Raw genomic sequence first — 19,757 nt, 5'->3', positions numbered from 1 at the left:
ACAACCGAGCGGCGCCCCCCCGTTCCGGGGGGCCCCGAATCTTCACTGTGGAGCTAAGGAGAATTGAACTCCTGACCTCCTGCATGCCATGCAGGCGCTCTACCAACTGAGCTATAGCCCCTTGTTTCTCTCTGCCGCCGGGCCCCTTCTCAGTTTCCCTTGCCGGTTCCCCCTGGCGACATCGAGAACATTACACGGCCCTGACCCAACTCCCAAAATCGGTTTCTCAGGGGTCGGTTTGTCCGTTTCAGCCCGTCAGGCGCGGGCGAACTGGTAGAACCGCTTGAGCGTGCAGTGCTCGTCGAGGAGCCGGCCGTAGATCGGCTCGCCCTCCAGCTCCCGGTACGTCTCGATCGGGTCGCCTTTTATGATCAGCGCCCGTGCGCATTCCTCGCACCAGTACTGGTAGTCGGCGTTGACCGGGTCCATGTCCCGCACGATCGGCGTGCCGTTGTTGCACCAGTCGCACCGCCGCCGGTGTGCACCCATCCGTCAGCGACTCCCTCCCGCGTCGGGCCGTCGACTCCCCCGCCGGCCGTCCGATTCTGCCACGCGGGTACGCGGCAGGTCAGCAAGCGCACGGGGATCAAACGTCAAGGATCCCGCCCCCTGTTGGGGACGGGATCCTGATTGTGGAGCTAAGGAGAATTGAACTCCTGACCTCCTGCATGCCATGCAGGCGCTCTACCAACTGAGCTATAGCCCCGCTCTCCGCCTCGCTCCCCCGTTTCCGGTGTTCTGCGCTGCGAACAAGAAGAACTCTAGCCTGTGACCGGCCCGAAAGCGAAATCCGGGTCCCGGCGGCCTCCGGACGTGGCCCGGCCGCAGCTCAGTCGTCGTCGCCGAGCACCGGTTCCGGCAGCGTGCCGGCGTTGTGCTCCAGCAGGCGCCAGCCGCGGGCGCCCTCGCCCAGGACGGACCAGCAGCAGTTGGAGAGCCCGCCCAGGCTCTCCCAGTCGTGCGCCGCGAGCCCGAGCAGCCGGCCGATGGTCGTACGGATCGTGCCGCCGTGGCTGACCACGACGAGCGTGCCGCCCTGCGGCAGCCGCCCGGCGTGCTCCAGCACCACCGGGGCGGCGCGGTCGGCCACCTCGGTCTCCAGCTCGCCGCCGCCGCGGCGGACGGGCTCACCGCGCTTCCACGCCGTGTACTGCTCGCCGTGCTTCTCCAGGATCTCGTCGTGCGTGAGTCCCTGCCACTCACCGGCGTACGTCTCCCGCAGCGCGGCCGTGTGCGCCACGGACAGGCCCGTGACGGCGGCCAGCTCCGCGGCGGTGGCGGAGGCGCGCTGGAGGTCGGAGGCCACGATGGCGTCCGGCTTCAGGGAGGCGAGCAGCCGGGCGGCGCGGCGCGCCTGCGCCACACCGGTCTCGGTCAGCGGGATGTCCGTGGAGCCCTGGAAGCGGCGCTCCAGGTTCCAGGAGGTCTGGCCGTGCCGCCACAGGACGACCTTCCGGCCGGTGCGGGCGGCCGGGGCCGCGCCCTCGCCCGTACGGGCGCTCGTGCTCGTGTCGGGGCTTGCGCTCAGAACAGATCACCGTCCAGGTCGTCGCCCTGCGCCTCGCGCAGCTTCGCGTACTCCTCCGCCTTGCCCTTGGTGAGCTTGGCGTCCTCGGGCAGCTCGATCTCGGGGCAGTCCTTCCACAGGCGCTCCAGCGCGTAGAAGACCCGCTCCTCGCTGTGCTGGACGTGGACGACGATGTCGACGTAGTCGAGCAGGATCCAGCGGGCGTCGCGGTCGCCCTCGCGGCGCACCGGCTTGGCGCCGAGCTCCTTGAGCAAGCGCTCCTCGATCTCGTCGACGATCGACTTGACCTGGCGGTCGTTGGGCGCCGAGGCGAGCAGGAAGGCGTCGGTGATCGACAGCACGTCGCTGACGTCGTACGCGATGATGTCGTGCGCGAGCCGGTCGGCCGCCGCCTGGGCGGCGGTGGTGATGAGCTCGATGGAGCGGTCCGTGGCGGTCACTGGCCATGCTTTCGGGTTGGCGGGCAGATCCCTACAAGGGTCTCATGTACCGCCGACGCCACCCGCGCGAACGTCCGGCGCGGGCGGCGGTACCACGGGCTCCCCTGCCGGAGCCCCGACCGGGACCGGGTCAGGACGGCTCGTAGTCCTTGCCCAGGGTCACCACGACGTCGGCGTTCACGGCGTTCTCGCCCTTCTTGACCACCGTCTCCGGCAGCCCCAGCGTCTTGGCGACCTCGACGGCCTTCGCGCGCTGCGCCTCGTCCTGGTACGTGATCTGCGTCGCCGGCTGGGTCGCGGCGGCCTTGCCGCCTTCGACGAACGTGTAGCCGCCGTTGATCAGCGCGGCCTTCGCCGCCGTCTGCGTCTTCTCGTCGCCGCTGGCGTCCCGCAGGCCGACGCGCGGGGCGGTGCCCGCCTGGGCGGCCGTGAAGCTGCCGCCGAGCACCTCCTTGACCACGTTCTTGTTGGCGTCGTCGGTGAGGGTGCCGTCCGGCTTCACGCCGAGCACGTCGGTGCGGTACCCGGAGGGGCCCTCCTTGGCGTGTTCGCCCAGCTTGGACAGCATGGTGCCGAGGGTCTGGGCGTTCAGCGACGGGTCGAGGATCTGACCCATGCTCTCGACCGTCAGCGTCGCCGACTTCGGATCGCCGGGGACCTTGCGGAGGGTGCCGTACAGCACCTTGCCGAGGCGCTCCAGCTGCTTGGCCTCCGGCTCGTTCTTCGCCCGGTGGGTGGCGTACGCGACGGCCATGGCGCCGCTGAGGTGCTGCTTGGCGCCCTGGGCGACGGCCGGGGCCTTGACGGCGTCGTCGGCCGGGACCGCGGTGTCGGTGTCGACGTCGATGCCGCCGACCAGCTCGACCAGGTTCTCCAGGAACGGGGTGTCCAGGCGCCAGGTGCCGCCGATGCGGGTGCCGAGCACCGAGTCGAGGGACTCGCGCACGCCGAGGCCGCCCTCCTCGACGGCCTTGCCGAGCGGGGTGCCCGTGCCGTCGTCCTTCGGGACGCCGAGCGTGTTGGGCAGCAGGACGGTGGCGCCCTTCTGCGTCGTCACGTTGTCGACCAGCAGGGCGGTGGAGGTGCCGCCCTTCTTGGTGTTGTGGACGTGCACGACGATCATGTCGCGCTTCTGCGGCCCGGCGGCGGCCACGGCGTCCTTCTGCCGGCCGGGGCCGTCGAGGAAGGGCAGCTTGCCCGCGTACCAGAGGTAGCCGATGCCGCCGATCACGAAGAGGACGAGGACGACGATCAGGGCGATCACCCGGTTGCGGCCGCGGCGGCGGGCCTCCTCGCGGCGCTCGGTGCGGCTCTCGGTGAACTTGAGCCAGTCGATGACGTCCTCGGAATCCTCGTCCGGCTGGTCGAGGAAGGCGAACTGCTCGGTGCGGTAGTCGGGAGCACCGTCGGCCCCGTCACCGTCACCGTCGCCGGCCCCGTCGTCGGCGCGGCGCGGCTCGGGGACCAGCGGGGTCCGGGACTGCCCCGGGGCGGCCGCGGGCACTTCGGGCTCCCGGTCGGCCTGCTGGGGGATCCACTGCTGGGCTTGGAGGGTCGGCTGCGGCTGCTGGGCCTGCGGGGCCGGGTGGGACTCGTAGCCGCCGTACCCGTCGTAGCCGCCTTGACCGCCGTACCCGTCGTACCCGCCGTGGCCGTCGTAGGTGCTCTGGCCCGGTGCCGGCGGCTGGTTCTGCGGGGCGGGCCGCGGTGGCTCGTAGTACTGCTGCTGCCCGCCGTAGGACGGGCCGCCGCCGGAGCCGTAGTCGTACGGCCGGCCGTACGCGTCGTACTGCGGCGCCTGCGGCGCCTGCGGCGCCTGCGGTGCGGCGGGCTGCGGGGGCGCCTGGCCGTACACGGGCCGCCCGTACGCGTCGTAGCCGATGAGCTGCTGCTCCTGGGAGGCGTACGGGTCGTACGGCTGCTGTCGATCGTTCACCGCGGGCCCCTATCTGTTCCGGAAGCTCAGGCTCCCCGATACAGCTCACGCTTGTCGATGTAGCGCACCACACCGTCGGGCACCAGATACCAGACCGGGTCGCCCTGTGCTACCCGGGTGCGACAGTCCGTGGACGAGATCGCCAGCGCGGGCACCTCCACGAGGGAGACCCCGCCCTCGGGCAGCCCGTCGTCGGTGAGGACGTGGCCCGGCCGGGTGACCCCGATGAAGTGGGCCAGGGAGAAGAGTTCGTCGGCGTTCCGCCAGGTCAGGATCTGCGCGAGGGCGTCGGCACCGGTGATGAAGAACAGGTCCGCGTCCGGGTTGAGCGCGCTGAGGTCCCGCAGGGTGTCGATCGTGTACGTCGGACCGGGGCGGTCGATGTCGATGCGGCTCACCGAGAACTGCGGGTTCGAAGCCGTCGCGATGACCGTCATCAGATAGCGGTCCTCGGCGGGGGACACGGCCCGCTGCGACTTCTGCCACGGCTGACCGGTCGGTACGAACACCACCTCGTCGAGGTGGAACAGGGCGGCCACCTCGCTGGCGGCCACCAGGTGTCCGTGGTGGATCGGGTCGAATGTCCCGCCCATCACGCCGAGCCGGCGCTTGACCGGACCGGTAGGCATCTCCTGCTCTCCCATGAGCGCAGAGCCTACTGGCCCGGCGGAGCGGTGCGGGCTCGCATTCGAGCGCGTGCGCGAGCGGGGCTCAGCGGTCGCGGTTCAGGCGCGTGGTCACCCAGAGCATCAGCAGCAGGATGACGAGGGCGCCACCGCCGGTCAGGTAGGGGTTCAGGCTGTCGTGGTTGCCGCCGTGCTGCTCGGCCCCCTCCGAGGCGAGGAGAACCAGGGAGTGGGCGGTGGACGTGAGGCTCATCAGGGAGATACCTATCGAGTCGGGGAGCGGGCGGAGACTTCGCTCACATCGTATGCGGGGGCCTGGGGCACGCTCGCGCCGACTCAGGCGTTGGAGAGGATAGACGCAAGTGAAGAGCTGGCCGATCAAGGGGGAGGCGTCATGAGCGGGACGGTTTTCGAGAAGGCACCGGCACGGGACCGCAGGAGGTTCCCCGGGATCTCCTCGCGGGCGTACGAGCACCCGGCGGACCGGTCCGCACTGGTGGCGCTGCGCAAGCTGAGCGGGTTCGACACCGTGTTCAAGGCCATGAGCGCGCTGCTGCCGGAGCGCAGCCTGCGGCTGCTGTTCCTGTCGGAGTCGGTGCGCGTGGGCGAGACGCAGTTCCCGCACCTGTACGAGATGCTGCGCGACGCCTGCTACATCCTGGACGTGGACAAGGTCCCGCAGATGTACGTGCAGCAGGATCCCAAGCCGAACGCGATGTGCATCGGGCTGGACGAGCCGATCATCGTGGTGACCACGGCTCTGGTGGAGCTGCTGGACGAGGAGGAGATGCGGGCGGTCGTGGGCCACGAGGTGGGCCACGCACTGTCGGGCCACGCCGTGTACCGCACGGTGCTGCTCTTCCTGACGAACCTGGCGCTGAAGGTGGCGTGGATCCCGCTGGGCAACGTGGCGATCACGGCGATAGTGACCGCGCTGCGGGAGTGGTTCCGCAAGTCGGAGCTGTCGGCGGACCGGGCGGGCCTGCTGGTCGGCCAGGACCCGCAGGCCTCGATGCGCGGGCTGATGAAGATCGCGGGCGGCAACCACCTGCACGAGATGAACGTGGACTCCTTCCTGGCCCAGGCCGAGGAGTACGAGCAGAGCGGCGACCTGCGCGACTCCGTGCTGAAGATCCTCAACATGCTGCCGCGGACGCACCCCTTCACCACCGTCCGGGCGGCCGAGCTGAAGAAGTGGTCGGAGAGCCGGGACTTCCAGCGGATCATGGACGGCCACTACCCGCGGCGGGAGGAGGACAAGGACGCCTCGGTCACGGACTCCTTCCGGCAGTCCGCCGCGCACTACGCGGACTCGGTGCGCACCAGCAAGGACCCGCTGATGAAGCTCGTGGGCGACATCGCCGGCGGGACGGCCGACCTCGGCGGACGGCTGCGCGACAGGTTCACCGGGGCGAACGGATCCGGGACCGGCTCGGGCTCCGCTGCCGCGGGCCAGGGAGGGGACGCTACCCCCCGGGACTAGCAGCGGTCGTCGCCGCCGGGGCCAGCACGCCGCAGAGGCCGGTGCTGCGCCGCGGGTGTCCGCTGGCGTAGGGGTCGCTCGCGGCGGGGCCGACCGTGGGCGGCCCGGCTCCGGCCGGCAACGGCCGGAAGCCCTCCGCGGGCTCGGGGGAGCAGGCCTGGGGTCCGGCCATGACGTAGGCGGAGACCAGCTCGACCCGCCGGGTCGCGAGGTCCTCCCGGTCGAAGCGCAGCCGCAGTTCGCGTCGGACGGTGAACAGCGAGGCCCCGTCCACGGCGGACGGTCCACCGGTGGCCGGCCGTACGGCGTACACGAAGGTGTGGTCGGTGGTCACCTCCAGCACGTCCGGGGAGACCTCCTCGAAGGCGAGGTTGCCGTTCACCCGGACGCGGGAGTCGGCGACGGCGGCGGTGCCGGGCTCGAAGCGGACCAGCCAGCCGGTGGCCGCGTGCCGCCCGTCGCCGGAGGGCGAAGCCATGCTGCGGTCGAACTGGTCCAGCTGGTCGGGGTCGACCAGGACGCGCACCGGCCGGGTGGCGGCGCCGGCCAGGACGTCCGGGTCGAGGGAGGACTGCACCAGGTAGTCCTTGGCGATGGACAGGGCCGTGACGACCTGGCCGTCGGTGAAGTGCCGGGTGCGGCGCACGGCGGGCAGGGCGATCCCGGCCGCCCCGACGCGGTAGTCGGCCGCCGGGCTCTTCGCGAACAGGTCGACGGGCCGCCCTCCGGGCACCGGGGCGGTGGGCGCCAGGGGGACGACCGTGCTGGTCAGTGGCTCGGTCCTGGTGTCGGGTGCGGACGCGGCGGGATTGCGCAGGCCCAGGTAGACGGCCGAGGCGAAGGCCAGGGCGATGAGCAGCACGAGCAGCAGCCCCTGCCGGGCGGATCGGCTGGGCGTGCCGTTTCCGGGGCGGGCGGAGCCGCCACCGGACCAGAGGGAACGGCTGCGCACGGCGCGGGCGTGCTCGCCCATCCGCTCCTGGGCGGAGAACTCCTGGAGGCGGGCCGCCCGGACGAAGTCCTCGTCGAACACCACGGACCGGTACTCGTACTCGTAGTCGTCCCGCCGGAACTCCTCGTCGCCCCCGCCGAGGCCGTCGGAGGTGCCGTCGGGTGGATCTGCTGGCACGGCCATTGCTTCTCCCGCTGGTCCCGCTTCAGAGAAGCCCCCTGCTCCGGTGAACGGGAGTGGGGTCGTACCTTCAGGGTTGGCGGCCGGCGGGGTCCATAAACGCCCCGACGCCGCTGACTTCCTTCAGCGGGGTGCTGGCGGGCGCGGGAGCGGGCTCGGACTTGCCGGAGGCGCTGCGGTAGACGGCGCTGAAGGCGAGGGCGACCATGCCGAGGCCCATCACGACGGCGAGGACCCAGGCGACCGGGCGCAGCCACGGCGAGCGGCCGCGGTAGGGGCGGAGGCTGCCCCCGTAGGCCCCGTACGGGGCGTCGGGGTGGCCGGGGCCGTAGCCGTACTCCCAGGCGGGGTCGTCCAGGCCGTGGCCGTCGGGGCGGCCGTAGCCGTAGCCCTCGGGGTCCTCGTCGGAGGTCCAGCCACCGGGCAGGGCACGCGCGGCCTCGGCCTCGGCGCGGGCCCGGTCGGCGGCGCGCTGGCGTTCCAGCGCGCTGGGTTCATGGATTTCGGCCCTCCGGACGAAGTCCTCGTCGAGCACCACGGAGGCGAAGTCGAAATCCGCGCCTCCGCGGTCGTCGTCGGGCTCCCCGTTGTCCGGGTGCTTGCCCCCCACGTCGTCCGGCACGGGACCAGCGTAGACCTGAGGGGCTCCCTTGGGCAGGCTGTCAGCCGAAATCCGGCCACACGGAGTTCAGGGGTCCGCTACCGGACGTGACCGTCGCCGGTGACGATGTACTTGGTGGAGGTGAGCTCGGGAAGGCCCATCGGGCCGCGGGCGTGCAGTTTCTGGGTGGAGATCCCGATCTCGGCGCCGAAGCCGAACTGGCCACCGTCCGTGAACCGGGTGGAGGCATTCACGGCGACGGTGGTCGAGTCGACCAGTTGGGTGAACCGGCGGGCGGCGGCCTGCGAGGTGGTGACGATCGCCTCGGTGTGCCCGGAGGTCCAGCGGCGGATGTGGGCGACGGCGTCGTCGAGGGAGTCCACGACGGCGGCTGCGATGTCGTACGAGAGGTACTCGGCCGCCCAGTCCTCGTCGCTGGCGCGCAGCGCGGTCACCTTGGAGTCGCGGGCGGCTTCGAGGACGCGGTCGTCGCCGTGGACGGTGACGCCGGCGTCGGCGAGCGCGTCGAGGGCGAGCGGCAGGAAGGCGTCCGCGATGTCGCGGTGGACGAGGAGGGTCTCGGCGGCGTTGCAGACGGAGGGCCGCTGGGCCTTGGAGTTGATGAGGATGTCCACGGCCGTGCCGAGGTCGGCCTGCGCGTCGACGTAGACGTGGCAGTTGCCGGTGCCGGTCTCGATGACCGGGACGGTGGACTCCTCCACCACGGTCTTGATGAGGGATGCGCCGCCGCGCGGGATGAGGACGTCGACGAGGCCGCGGGCGCGCATCAGCTCGCGGACGGAGTCACGGGACTCGCCGGGGACGAGCTGGATCGCGTCGGCGGGGATGCCCGTGCTCTCGACGGCGTCGCGCAGGATGCTGACGAGGGCGGTGTTGGAGGCGTACGCGGAGGAGCTGCCGCGCAGCAGGACCGCGTTGCCGGACTTCAGGCAGAGGGCGGCGGCGTCGACGGTGACGTTGGGGCGGGCCTCGTAGATGATGCCGACGACGCCGAGCGGGACGCGTACCTGGCGCAGGTCGATGCCGTTGGGGAGGGTCGAGCCGCGGACGACCTCGCCGACGGGGTCGGGGAGGGCGACGACGTCGCGCACGTCGGAGGCGATGGCGCGGACCCGCTCCGGGGTGAGGGTCAGGCGGTCGACGACCGTCTCGCTGGTGCCGGCCGCCCGGGCCTTGTCGGTGTCGACGGCGTTGGCGGCGACGATCTCGTCGGTACGGGCCTCCAGCGCGTCGGCGATGGCCAGGAGCGCGGTGTCCTTGGCGGACCGCGGCAGGGGGGCGAGGGCCGCGGCCGCGGTGCGGGCGCGGTGTGCGGTGGCGAGGACGGGGGAGGTCGTGGCATCGAGCGAGGTCATGCCGCCAGGGTAGTCCCCGGTTCCTCCCCGACCGACGCCCTTTCCACCCCCCGAGACACCCCCAGAGACACCCCACGAGACTCGGCCCGGGGCACGGCCCCGCGCCACGGGCCGGCCCGCCCCGACGGGGGCGGGCGGGCCACGGCGCACCGGCCCCGGGTACGGGGTCGGACCGGCGGCCCCGTCGGCGGTCGGCACGAGCGGCCCCAGGCCACGGGGCGGCACGGCCGGCCCCGGTCCGCGGGGTTGCGCCGGCGGCCCCGCGTCGGGCTGACCCCCGGCCGGGGGTCAGTACGGGTGCACGCCTACCGGGTGGGCCGGGGGCGGGCCGTAGCCCTCCGCCACGCGGAGGTGGTACGTCGCGCGGTCGATGACCTCCAGGCCGACGATCTCCCACGGCGGGAGCTGCGCCGAGGAGCGGTGCTCACCCCAGAGCCGCAGCGCGACCGCCGCCGCGTCGTGGAGGTCGCGTGCCTCCTCCCAGTACCGGATCTCGGCGTGGTCGTCGGCGTATCTGCTGGTCAGGAGGAAGGGATGGTCGTGGGCCAGCTGCTCCAGCCCACGCCGCACCTCCGACAGCGGCGCCGGCTTGCCGGAGACGCTCAGGGTGACGTGCCAGAGGCGGGAGGGTTCGTCGCGTTCGTCCCCGCCGCCGTTGATGCTGGTCAGCGCTCGTCTCACCAGCCGCCTCCTGTCTGCACCACTTCCTGCCGCCGGCATGTCCGCCCCTCACAGTTGACCAGTCCCGGGCCCGCCGCGCGGCGGTTTTGCCGAACCTCAGCCCTGGAGCAGGACCAGATCGTCCCGGTGGACGACCTCGCGTTCGTACTCGGGTCCGAGCTCGCGGGCCAGCTCGCGGGTGGAGCGGCCGAGGAGCTGCGGGAGTTCCCTCGCGTCGAAGTTGACCAGACCCCTGGCCACGGGGCGGCCGTCGGGCGCGCGCAGTTCCACCGGGTCGCCGGCGACGAACTCGCCCTCGACGGCGGCGATCCCGGCAGGCAGCAGGGAGCTGCCGCGTTCGGTGACCGCGGCGACGGCGCCCTCGTCCAGGACGAGGTGTCCCTGCGGGGTCGACGCGTGCTGGAGCCACAGCAACCGGTCCGCGGAGCGGCGGCCGGTGGCGTGGAAGTACGTGCCGGTCGTCCGCCCGGTGAGGGCGTCGGCGGCCTGGGTCGCCGAGGTGAGGACGACGGGGATACCGGCCGCGGCGGCGATCCTCGCGGCCTCCACCTTGGTGACCATGCCGCCGGTGCCGACGCCGGCCTTGCCGGCGCTGCCGATCGACACGTGTGCGATGTCGGCCGGTACGCGCACCTCGTCGATCCGGGTGGTGCCGGGGAGCGAGGGGTCGCCGTCGTACAGGCCGTCCACGTCGGAGAGGAGGACGAGCAGGTCCGCCCGGACCAGGTGGGCGACGAGGGCGGCGAGCCGGTCGTTGTCGCCGAAGCGGATCTCGTCCGTGGCAACGGTGTCGTTCTCGTTGACGACCGGGAGGGCGCCCATCGCGAGGAGCTGGTCGAGGGTGCGGTAGGCGTTGCGGTAGTGGGCGCGCCGGCTGGTGTCGTCCGTGGTCAGCAGGACCTGGCCGACGCGGACCCCGTACCGGGCGAAGGAGGCGGTGTAGCGGGCGACGAGCAGGCCCTGCCCGACGCTGGCGGCGGCCTGCTGGCGGGCCAGGTCGGTGGGGCGGCGGCGCAGGCCGAGCGGGGAGAGGCCGGCGGCGATGGCGCCGCTGGAGACGAGGACGATCTCCTTCTCGCCGCCGCTGCGGGCCTTGGCCAGTACGTCGACCAGGGCGTCCACCCGGTCCGCGTCGAGCCCGCCGGCCGCGGTGGTCAGGGACGAGGAGCCGACCTTGACCACGATCCTGCGGGCGTCCACGACACCTTGCCTAGCCGCTGACACGTCTGTCCCCTTGCCCCTTGCCGTGCTCGTACGTCTGCCACCTCAATCTACGGGGTGGGCGCGGATGGCCGCGCACCGGTTTCAGACCCTGGACGACCTCGGGTCGCCGGGTTCCCGCTCGGGCGCGGGGGCGTCCCCGGTCCGCTTCCGGCCGCCCGGGACGAGGATCTTGCGGGAGAGCAGGAAGGTGAACGGGATGGCGACGACGGCGGCGACGAGCGGCGCGATCCGGGTGTCCATGCCGGCCCAGGTGACGAGGGCGTAGAGGCCGGCGGACTGGATGACGTAGTTGGTGACGTTCGTCAGCGGGAAGAGGAAGAACTTCTTCCAGGTCGGCCGGGTGCGGTAGGTGAAGTAGGTGTTCATGAAGAACGAACCGACCATCGCCAGCAGGAAGGCGAGCGTGTAGGCGAGGAAGTACGGCATCCACGGGTGCAGCAGCAGGTAGATGCCGAAGAAGGTGCCGGTGTTGACGGCCCCGACGAGGCCGAAGCGGAAGATCTGGCCGAGCTGCTCCTTCATGGGTTCAGTGGGCCTCGTTCTTCGCCGGGACGGTCTCCTGGCTGGTCCCCGAGACCGCCAGGCCGCCGCGCTCGCGCTCGGCCGGCGCGTGCGCCGGGCCGTCCGGCTCGGCGCGGACCGCGGCCGGCCGGGCTTGCGGATCGGCGCCGTGCGCCTCCTTGACCAGGAAGTGCGGGCGGCGCTTGGTCTCGTAGTAGATGCGTCCGATGTACTCGCCGATCAGCCCCAGCATGATCATCTGAACGCCGCCGATGCCGACGATGATCGCCACGAGGGTGACGTAGCCGGGCACGTCGACGCCCTCGGTCATGGCCATGACCGCGATCCACACCGCGTACAGGGCGGTCAGCGCGACCAGCGACACGCCTGCCCAGATGCCGATGCGCAGCGGGCGGTTGTTGAAGGAGATCAGCCCGTCCATGGCGTAGTTCAGCAGCGAGCCGAACTTCCACTTGGTCTCGCCGGCCTCGCGCTGGGCATTGCGGTAGTCGAAGTGGACGGTGTCGAATCCGATCCAGGAGAAGAGGCCCTTGGAGAAGCGGTTGTACTCCGGCAGCGACAGCAGGGCGTCCACGGCCGGCCGCGACAGCATCCGGAAGTCGCCCACGCCGTCGGTGAGCTCGACGTCGACCCAGCGGTTGACGCCCCGGTAGTAGAGGCGACTGAGCGCGGAGCGGACCTTCTTGTCGCCCTCGCGGGTCCGGCGGGCGATGATCTGGTCGTGGCCCTGGCGGTAGTAGTCGAGCATGGTCGCGATGAGCTCCGGCGGGTGCTGGAGGTCCGCGTCCATGATCACGACTGCGTCGCCGGTGGCCTCGCGCAGGCCGGCGAGCATGCCGGCCTCCTTGCCGAAGTTGCGGCTGAAGGAGACGTAGCGCGTGTGGTCCCCGTGCTCGGCGGCGATCTTGCGGAGCTTTTCGAGGGTGCCGTCGCGGCTTCCGTCGTCGACATAGCAGACTTCGTAAGCGACGGGCAGGGAGTCCAGGACCCTGCGGATCTCCGCGTCGAAGCTGTCGATCACGGCTTCTTCGTTGTAGCAGGGGACAACTACGGACAGCTTCGTCATGAACACTTCCTGCGGAGTCCGAACGGGTGATTGTCGGCGACCGGACCCGCCACTCACCTCTTCCTCAGAAGTATGCACGCCGGGGTCGGCAGGCCGGATCCGAGCGCGGCACACGGTAGCTTTGACGGGTTAAGCGGAATGAAACGAAGGGATCGAGGTGCACGTGCCTGACGTCTCCGTGGTCGTCATCGTCTACAACGACGCAGAGCGCCTGCCGACAGCCGTGCGGTCGGTTCTGGACCAGACCCTGCACGGCGTCGAAGTCGTGATCGTGGACGACTGCAGCCAGGACCGGTCGTTCGCGGTCGCCCAGGAACTCGAAGCCGCGCACCCCGGGCGGGTGCGGGCCTTCCGGCTGCCCGAGAACAGCGGCGGCTGCGGCGCCCCGCGCAACCACGGCATCCGGCAGGCGACCGGCACGTACGTGATGTTCCTGGACAGCGACGACGTGCTGGAACGAAACGCCTGCCGGAACATGCTGGACGCCGCCGAGCGGACCGGCTCCGACCTGGTCTCCGGCATGTGCGTGCGCGTGCACCTCGACAACCGCTGGGGCAAGACCACCGAGTGGTACCCCTGGATCTACTCGCGCACCCGCACCCTGGAGTCGATCACCGAGGACCCCGACCTCCTGGTGTACGACACCCTCTCCACGAACAAGTGCTACCGGCGCGCGTTCCTGCTGGAGCAGGGCCTGGAGTTCCCGGTCGGCATCCACTATGAGGACCTGCTCTTCTCCGCCCAGGCGTACGTCGCCGCCCGCCGCATCACGCTGATCCCCAACCACGTCTACTACTGGAACGTGGTCGAGAAGGCCGCGACCAAGTCGATCAGCAACCGCCGCCACGAGATCGCGAACTTCGTCCACCGGATGGAGATCCACCGCCGCGTCGACGAGCTGCTGGCCGCCAAGGGCTTCACCGAGATCAAGACGGCCAAGGACGCCAAGTTCCTCAAGCACGACCTGGTGCTCCACCTGCGCGACCTACCGCTGCTCGGCGACGCGTACCGCCAGGAGTTCGCCCGCCTCGCCAACGGCTACCTCGCCGGCATCGACCCGGCTGCCTACGACAACGTCACGCACCTCCAGGCGATCTGCGCCTACCTCCTGGGCAAGGAGGACTGGGACAACCTGCTCCCGGCCGCCGACGCCATGATCAACAAGGGCCGGCTGACCTCGCCGCTCGCCGAGCGCGACGGGCGCGTCTACTGGTGCGCCGCGCACATCGACGACCCGGCCGACACCGAAGCCCGCCGGATACTGGACGTCACCGAGCAGGGCTTCCACACCACCCCGCTCTCCTCCCTCGCCCTCGGCAACCGCCTGACCTCGTACGAGGACGACGGCCGCGGCAGCGTGACCCTGGCCGGCTCCGTCGTGAACCCGCTCGGCCGGATCGCGCCGGAAGCGGAACTGAAGGCCAGCCTGGAGTTCCGGGCCCGCCGCCAGGTCGGCGTGCGGTCCTTCAGCTTCCCGGTGGAATCCGTCCGGCACACCGGTGACACGATCGAGTGGGAGGGCACCGCCGACATCGGCAGCACCGTGCGCCCCCTCGGCATCATCGACGCCGTCTGGGACGTCCGGCTGAAGCTGACCGCCGGCAGCGACCGCCTCACCACCCGCGTCTCCGTCGGCGGCCTCGACCTGGAGTCGGCGGCCCGGCTGCGCGTGCGCCCGCGGCTGACCCGGCTGGTCTCCGACCGCTTCGAGCCCGAGGTGACCAAGAAGGGCAACCTCTCCTACGTCCTGATCGCCGAGGGCCCCGCCGCCGTCCGCACCCAGGCCCTGATCAGCGGCGCCATGCACGGCAGAACCGCCGGCGTGGTCAAGAAGACCCTCCGCCGGGCCCTGCGCGCCCGCCGGAACCTCGGCTCGGGCGAGCAGAAGGTGAAGGTCTACCACGAGGTCTTCTCGAAGCTGCCCATCAAGAAGGGCACGGTCGTCTTCGAGAGCCACATGGGCAAGCAGTACAGCGACAGCCCGAAGGCGATCTACGAGGAGATGGTCCGCCAGGGCGTCGCCGTGGAGGCGATCTGGTCGTACGCGGGCGCCAAGCCCACCGGCTTCCCCAAGGAGGCCACCCTGGTCAAGCGCTGGAGCTGGCCCTACCTGCGGGCCCTGGCCCAGGCCGAGTTCTGGATCGACAACCAAGGCTTCCCGCTGGCGCTGGCCAAGCGCCCGGGGACGACGTACATCCAGACCTGGCACGGCTCCGCCCTCAAGCGGATGGGCTTCCACGAGCCCCGCACGAAGGCCCAGGGCCGCGCCGGCCAGGACCGCTTCCAGGCCGCAGTCAACCGCTTCGACCACTTCCTGGTCCGCTCCGAGCACGACGTGCGCACCCTGGCCAAGGGCTTCCGGCTGCGCGACGAGGTGCTGCTGCGCACCGGCTACCCGCGCAACGACGCCCTCGTCGAGGCACACCGCGCCGAGACCCAGAGCGGGGAGCGGGTCCGCGGACCACTCGCCGCCGAACTGGGCATCGACCCCGCGAAGAAGGTCCTGCTGTACGCCCCCACGTTCCGGGCGAACGCCGACGGCGCCGTGGAAGGCTTCGAGTTCCCCTTCGACGTGGAGGAGTTCGCCGACCGGCTCGGCGACCGCTTCACCCTGCTGGTGCGCACCCACTACCTGAACAGCGTCTCCCTGCCGCCGTCGGTCGGGGACCGGGTCGTCGACGTCTCCGGGCACCACGACATCACCCCGCTGCTGGCCCTCGCCGACGGGCTGATCACCGACTACTCGTCCGTGATGTTCGACTACGCGGTCCTGGACCGGCCGATGCTGTTCTTCGCCTACGACTACGACGCCTACGCGGGCGACATCCGCGGCACGTACTTCGACCTGAAGGAGAAGGCCCCGGGCCCGGTCGTGGCCACGGCGGACGAACTCTTCCAGGCCATCGCCGCCTTCGACGAGGCGGACGCCAAGTACGCGGAGGCGCGCCAGCGCTTCCTCACCGAGTTCGGCGAGTACGACCGCGGGGACGCGGCACGCCAGATCGTCGAGAAGTTCTTCACCAGGAGCGGCAAGTGAGCCAGCAGACCGCCGAGGCAGCCGAGGCCGCAGCGGCCACCGGGACCGCGACGGCCGCCGAAACGGCCGGCGGCCGTGACGTCTTCATCGTCTCCAACAGCGTCGACGAGCTCGGCGGCGTGACGACCTGGTCGCACCAGATGGCCCGGCTCTTCACCGACCGCGGCCACCGCGTGCACCTCGTCGGCATCGCCCCGGTCGCCGAGGAGATCCGGCAGAAGCTGCCGCAGGACCTGCCGTACACGATGACCACCCTGTACGACGCCCACCCGCCCAAGGCACGCCGCCTGCGCGGCATCAAGGGCCGCCTCAACGCCCCCGAGCGGCGCCGCCAGGCGGCCCGGCGGGCCCTGATGCGCGCCAAGGCGGAGGAGCTCAGCGCCCTGCTGCGCACGGCCCGCCCCGGCGGAGTCGTGATCGTCACCCAGGTCTGGGCGATGGAGTGGGTGGCGCTCGCGGACACCAAGGGCCACACCGTCATCGGCATGAGCCACGAATCGTACGAGGCCAGCCAGAAGTCCACCCGTGGCGACCGGGTCCGCCGCCACTACCGCGGGGTCGACCGGCTGCTGGTGCTGACCCCGGAGGACGCGGACCTGTGGATCCGCTCCGGCATGGAGAACGTCTCCAGCATGCCGAACCCGCTGCCGTTCATGCCGGACTCCCCCGCCCCGCGCACCGTGAAGGTCGTCGCGAGCGTCGGCCGCCTCGCCTTCGAAAAGGGCGTGGACCTGCTGCTGGACGCCTGGGCCGAGGCCGCCCCGCAGCACCCCGACTGGGTCCTCAGGATCTACGGCGCCGGTGTGGAGGAGGCCACGCTGCGGGCCCACTGCACCACGCTCGGCATCGACGACTCGGTGGAGTGGATGGGCAGCACGAACGACGTGCTGGGCGCGCTGCGCGGGGCATCGGTCTTCGCGCAGGCCTCCCGGGCCGAGGGCTTCCCGATCACCCTGCTGGAGGCGATGGCCGCGGGCGTCCCCGTCGCCGCGTTCGACTGCGCGCCGGGCGTGCGCGAGATCGTCTCGCACGGCGAGGACGGGCTGCTGGCCCGGCTCGGCAACACGATGGAGCTGGCCGGGCACCTGCGCGTGCTGATGGCGGACCGGGAGCTGCGCGACCGGCTCGGCGACCGGGCGTTCCGGTCCGTACAGCGGTTCTCCGAGACCGAGATCACCGACCGGTGGGAGGAGCTGTTCGCGTTCCTGGAGCGCTGAACGGCCCCCGCCCGGCCTCGGGCCGGCTCCCGGCCCGGACCCGGGCCCGGCCCCGCGGACGAAGCCGCCCGCCCCCTTCGCTACAGGGGGCGGGCGGCTTCGTCCGTGCGAAAAGACCCGGGGCGGCTGGTACTCAGCGCTCCGAGTGGTGCTGGGCGCCCTTGCGGTTGGCCTCCCAGCCCGCCCACGCCGAGGTGATCATCTCGCGGACGTCGTGCTTGGCCTTCCAGCCCAGCTCCGCGTGGATCCTGTCGGCCGAAGCCACGACCTTCGCCGGGTCGCCGGGCCGGCGGGGCACGACCACCGGATCGTGGTCGTGCCCGGTGCCCTCGTTCAGCAGCCGGGCCATCTCCCGCACGGAGACGCCCTCACCGCGGCCGATGTTGACCGTGAGGTCCCGGTACTCGCCCGCGGCCCCCCACTCGGCGAGCTTGCGCGCCGCGGCCACGTGGGCCTCGGCCAGGTCCTCGACGTGGATGTAGTCGCGGATGCAGGTGCCGTCCGGGGTCGGGTAGTCGTCGCCGAAGATCCGGGCGCCCTCGCCGGAGTCGAACCGCTGGAAGACCATCGGGACCAGGTTGAAGACGCCGGTGTCCGCGAGCTCGGGGCTGGCGGCGCCCGCCACGTTGAAGTAGCGCAGGCAGGCCGTCGAGATGCCGTGCGCCTTGCCGGCCGCGCGGACCAGCCACTCGCCCGCCAGCTTGGTCTCGCCGTACGGGCTCAGCGGCGCGCACGGGGTCTCCTCGGTGACGAGGTCCACGTCGGGCATGCCGTACACGGAGGCGGAGGAGGAGAAGAGGAAGTTCCGGACGCCGGCCTCGGCCACCGCACCCAGCAGGACCTGCAGGCCCTCCACGTTCTCGTGGTAGTAGTACAGCGGCTTCTCGACGGACTCGCCGACCTGCTTCTTGCCCGCCAGGTGCACCACACCCGTGATCTTGTGCTCACGGATGGTCTCGTCGAGGACCAGCCGGTCCAGGACCGAGCCGATCACCAGCGGGACGCCCTCCGGGACACGGTCCTCGTTGCCCGTGGACAGGTCGTCGAGGACGACGACCCGCTCCCCGGCCTGCTGCATCGCGCGGACGACATGCGAGCCGATGTAGCCGGCGCCACCGGTGATCAGAAAGGTCATGCGTTTCTCCCGAGTCCGTTTCCGTTGATCTGGGCGGCGGTCCGGAGGCCGCCTGCCGTCTTCACCCCGCCGCGCGGCCTGCCCGGGCCCGGTACAGACGGCTGCGTACGAGGCTCAGCGCGCCCGCAGCGCCCGGCGCGAGCCGCAGTGCCAGGGAACCCCCGGCCGTGCGGAACGGCTGCGCCAGCAGAACACCGTACCTGCTGCTGAGCAGCGCCCTGCGGCGGAGCAGACCGTCGAGGGGGCGCGGGGAGGTGACCAGGGAGCTCCCGTCGGCACAGTCCACGCCCACCTGCACGCTCCAGGCCTGCATCCCGCGCCGGCCCTGGCGGCGCCCGGCGGCGGCCACGGCCGTCAGGTGGAACGGCACCTCGCAGGTCCAGCCGTCGCCGTCGGCGGTGGGCCGCAGCTCCACCGGCCGGTCGAGCACCGGCTCACCGCCCGAGCGGGGCACGAAGCTCAGCCGGACGGTGCGCGGCCCGGCCTGCGCGAGGCGCCCGTACAGGTCGTGCACCCGCACCCGCAGCCGCAGACCGCTGCCGGCCGGTCCGGCGTCGACCGTGACGGGCAGGTCGGCGACCGGCAGCCCGTCCAGCCCGTCGAGGGGTACGGGGAGCTCCTCGCTCCACACCGGCCCGCCGTCGGGACCGGTCGCGTACGGGGGCAGCAGCCGCGGCGGCTCGGCGGCGAACCGGGTGAGCCGGGCGACGTCGGCGGGCGGCTCGGGCGTCGCCCGCAGCACGCGCACGATCCAGCGGGCGTGGGCCCCGGCGGCCTCGACGACGGCGTCGTCGAAGGAGTCCAGGTAGTCGCGGGTGAGGGTCCACCAGGCGGCCTGGTAGCCGGGGTCGGTGCCGAGTTCGCGCAGGTACATGCGCAGGTCGTACTCCAGGAACTTCACCTGGCAGGCCCGGCCCAGCTCCGGGGAGGAGTCGGCGAGGATCCGGTGCGCGGTGCGGTGGGCCTCGATCCGGGAACGCCAGTTGGAGACGTCCTTGCGGTCCAGGGAGATCGACACCTGGGCGGCGCTGCGGCGCACGTGCCACACGTAGACGAGGTCGCCGATGACCGCGATGCGGGGGGCGGCGGCCAGGACGCGCGCGGTGAAGGCGAAGTCCTCGTAGACGAACCGGCCGTCAGGGAAGCGGATCGCGTGCTTCTCCAGGAAGGACCGCTCGTACAGCTTGTTCACGCAGAGGGTGTCGCGGACCAGCTCGGGCCGGTCGGCCGGCCGGTCGATGACGTCGCCCGGGGTGTACAGCCCGGGCACCCAGGGCGTGTCGTGGTACTGCGGCAGCTCACGGCGTACGCAGGCGCCGACGGTCACGGGCGCGCGGTGCTCCTCGGCGGCCCGCAGGAGGGCCTCGGCCGCGCCGGGCGGCAGGACGTCGTCACTGTCGAGGAACAGGACGTACGGGGAGGTCGCGACCGCGATGCCGTCGTTGCGCGGGGTGCCGCACCCGCCGCTGTTCTCCGTGCGGTGCACGACCTTGAGGCGGGGGTGGACGGCGGCCAGCTCGTCGAGCACCCGGTCGGTGCCGTCGGACGAGGCGTCGTTGACGGCGATGACCTCGGCGACGACCGGGCCCTGGGCGAGTGCCGAGGTGACGGCCTCGCCCACGAGCTCGGCGTCGTTGTACGCGATCACGACGACGGAGACGCTGGGAGGAAGGGTGCTGCTCACCCGTGGATCCTAGGCGACCAGGGTAAACATCACCTCAATACCGGCGCCTCCGCCGACGGAACGGCGGGA

At 71.7% G+C, this 19,757-nt stretch carries 18 protein-coding genes and 2 tRNA genes; 3 read left to right on the top strand and 17 right to left on the bottom strand.

From position 1 onward, the window contains the following. Window positions 1–48: 48 nt before the first annotated feature. The 8 genes from ACFVGY_RS16610 to ACFVGY_RS16575 all read right to left on the bottom strand — a co-directional run bounded on the left by ACFVGY_RS16610 (window position 49) and on the right by ACFVGY_RS16575 (window position 4,783). A tRNA-Ala gene (locus ACFVGY_RS16610) sits at window positions 49–121 on the bottom strand. Window positions 122–255: 134 nt separating this feature from the next. Continuing rightward, window positions 256–489: a hypothetical protein gene (locus tag ACFVGY_RS16605; protein WP_382646438.1), complete on the bottom strand. Its 234-nt coding sequence runs from the start codon at window positions 487–489 to the stop codon at window positions 256–258. Between the two features lie 144 nt (window positions 490–633). Beyond that, window positions 634–706, bottom strand: a tRNA-Ala gene (locus tag ACFVGY_RS16600). 123 nt (window positions 707–829) lie between these two features. After that, window positions 830–1,444, bottom strand: a complete 615-nt coding sequence (locus ACFVGY_RS16595) for a histidine phosphatase family protein (protein ID WP_385677264.1) — start codon at window positions 1,442–1,444, stop codon at window positions 830–832. 80 nt (window positions 1,445–1,524) lie between these two features. Continuing rightward, window positions 1,525–1,968: a ribosome silencing factor gene (gene rsfS / locus ACFVGY_RS16590; RefSeq protein WP_360622294.1), complete on the bottom strand. Its 444-nt coding sequence runs from the start codon at window positions 1,966–1,968 to the stop codon at window positions 1,525–1,527. Between the two features lie 130 nt (window positions 1,969–2,098). Beyond that, window positions 2,099–3,904 (bottom strand): LCP family protein, encoded by a 1,806-nt coding sequence (locus tag ACFVGY_RS16585; RefSeq protein WP_385677197.1) that lies wholly within the window; start codon window positions 3,902–3,904, stop codon window positions 2,099–2,101. A gap of 26 nt (window positions 3,905–3,930) precedes the next feature. Beyond that, window positions 3,931–4,548, bottom strand: coding sequence for a nicotinate-nucleotide adenylyltransferase (nadD, locus tag ACFVGY_RS16580; RefSeq protein ID WP_385677194.1), 618 nt, complete (start codon window positions 4,546–4,548; stop codon window positions 3,931–3,933). Window positions 4,549–4,615: 67 nt separating this feature from the next. Further along, window positions 4,616–4,783 carry a hypothetical protein gene (locus ACFVGY_RS16575; protein ID WP_360622288.1) on the bottom strand — a complete coding sequence of 56 codons (168 nt, stop codon included), beginning with the start codon at window positions 4,781–4,783 and terminating at the stop codon, window positions 4,616–4,618. Between the two features lie 141 nt (window positions 4,784–4,924). Here ACFVGY_RS16575 and ACFVGY_RS16570 point away from each other — a divergent pair, with 141 nt between their 5' ends. Continuing rightward, window positions 4,925–6,013, top strand: coding sequence for a M48 family metallopeptidase (locus ACFVGY_RS16570; protein WP_385677191.1), 1,089 nt, complete (start codon window positions 4,925–4,927; stop codon window positions 6,011–6,013). Here the strand turns inward: ACFVGY_RS16570 and ACFVGY_RS16565 are convergent. From ACFVGY_RS16565 to ACFVGY_RS16535, 7 genes are all read right to left on the bottom strand, one after another. Then, window positions 5,997–7,148, bottom strand: coding sequence for a hypothetical protein (locus ACFVGY_RS16565; protein WP_385677189.1), 1,152 nt, complete (start codon window positions 7,146–7,148; stop codon window positions 5,997–5,999). The two genes, ACFVGY_RS16570 and ACFVGY_RS16565, sit on opposite strands and share 17 nt — an antisense overlap. A 67-nt stretch (window positions 7,149–7,215) precedes the next feature. Beyond that, complete coding sequence (locus tag ACFVGY_RS16560) at window positions 7,216–7,767, bottom strand: hypothetical protein (RefSeq protein WP_385677186.1); 552 nt, start codon at window positions 7,765–7,767, stop codon at window positions 7,216–7,218. Between the two features lie 77 nt (window positions 7,768–7,844). Continuing rightward, window positions 7,845–9,122 (bottom strand): glutamate-5-semialdehyde dehydrogenase, encoded by a 1,278-nt coding sequence (locus ACFVGY_RS16555; protein ID WP_385677183.1) that lies wholly within the window; start codon window positions 9,120–9,122, stop codon window positions 7,845–7,847. Between the two features lie 288 nt (window positions 9,123–9,410). After that, window positions 9,411–9,803: a hypothetical protein gene (locus tag ACFVGY_RS16550; protein WP_385677181.1), complete on the bottom strand. Its 393-nt coding sequence runs from the start codon at window positions 9,801–9,803 to the stop codon at window positions 9,411–9,413. Between the two features lie 96 nt (window positions 9,804–9,899). Then, entirely contained in the window at window positions 9,900–11,027 is a 1,128-nt protein-coding gene (proB, locus tag ACFVGY_RS16545; protein ID WP_385677178.1) for a glutamate 5-kinase, read from the bottom strand. Window positions 11,028–11,108: 81 nt separating this feature from the next. Then, window positions 11,109–11,549: a GtrA family protein gene (locus tag ACFVGY_RS16540; protein ID WP_385677175.1), complete on the bottom strand. Its 441-nt coding sequence runs from the start codon at window positions 11,547–11,549 to the stop codon at window positions 11,109–11,111. A gap of 4 nt (window positions 11,550–11,553) precedes the next feature. Beyond that, complete coding sequence (locus tag ACFVGY_RS16535) at window positions 11,554–12,615, bottom strand: glycosyltransferase family 2 protein (RefSeq protein ID WP_385677172.1); 1,062 nt, start codon at window positions 12,613–12,615, stop codon at window positions 11,554–11,556. Window positions 12,616–12,772: 157 nt separating this feature from the next. On the opposite strand from ACFVGY_RS16535, the gene ACFVGY_RS16530 reads away from it, so the two are divergent. After that, window positions 12,773–15,652, top strand: a complete 2,880-nt coding sequence (locus tag ACFVGY_RS16530) for a CDP-glycerol glycerophosphotransferase family protein (RefSeq protein ID WP_385677170.1) — start codon at window positions 12,773–12,775, stop codon at window positions 15,650–15,652. An 86-nt stretch (window positions 15,653–15,738) separates the two neighbouring features. Next, window positions 15,739–16,869: a glycosyltransferase gene (locus ACFVGY_RS16525; RefSeq protein WP_385677261.1), complete on the top strand. Its 1,131-nt coding sequence runs from the start codon at window positions 15,739–15,741 to the stop codon at window positions 16,867–16,869. A 133-nt stretch (window positions 16,870–17,002) separates the two neighbouring features. Here the strand turns inward: ACFVGY_RS16525 and galE are convergent, their stop codons facing one another. Both galE and ACFVGY_RS16515 read right to left on the bottom strand, forming a co-directional pair. Continuing rightward, window positions 17,003–18,004, bottom strand: coding sequence for a UDP-glucose 4-epimerase GalE (gene galE / locus ACFVGY_RS16520; protein WP_385677167.1), 1,002 nt, complete (start codon window positions 18,002–18,004; stop codon window positions 17,003–17,005). A 61-nt stretch (window positions 18,005–18,065) separates the two neighbouring features. After that, a complete protein-coding gene (locus ACFVGY_RS16515) occupies window positions 18,066–19,688 on the bottom strand; it encodes a glycosyltransferase family 2 protein (RefSeq protein WP_385677164.1) in 1,623 nt (540 codons plus the stop codon). Window positions 19,689–19,757: the final 69 nt, after the last annotated feature.

The organism is Streptomyces sp. NPDC127106, from assembly GCF_042677605.1.
GTDB lineage: Bacteria > Actinomycetota > Actinomycetes > Streptomycetales > Streptomycetaceae > Streptomyces.
The sequence above is the reverse complement of the archived record's forward strand: the minus strand, read 5'-3'. Positions and strand labels throughout refer to the sequence as shown.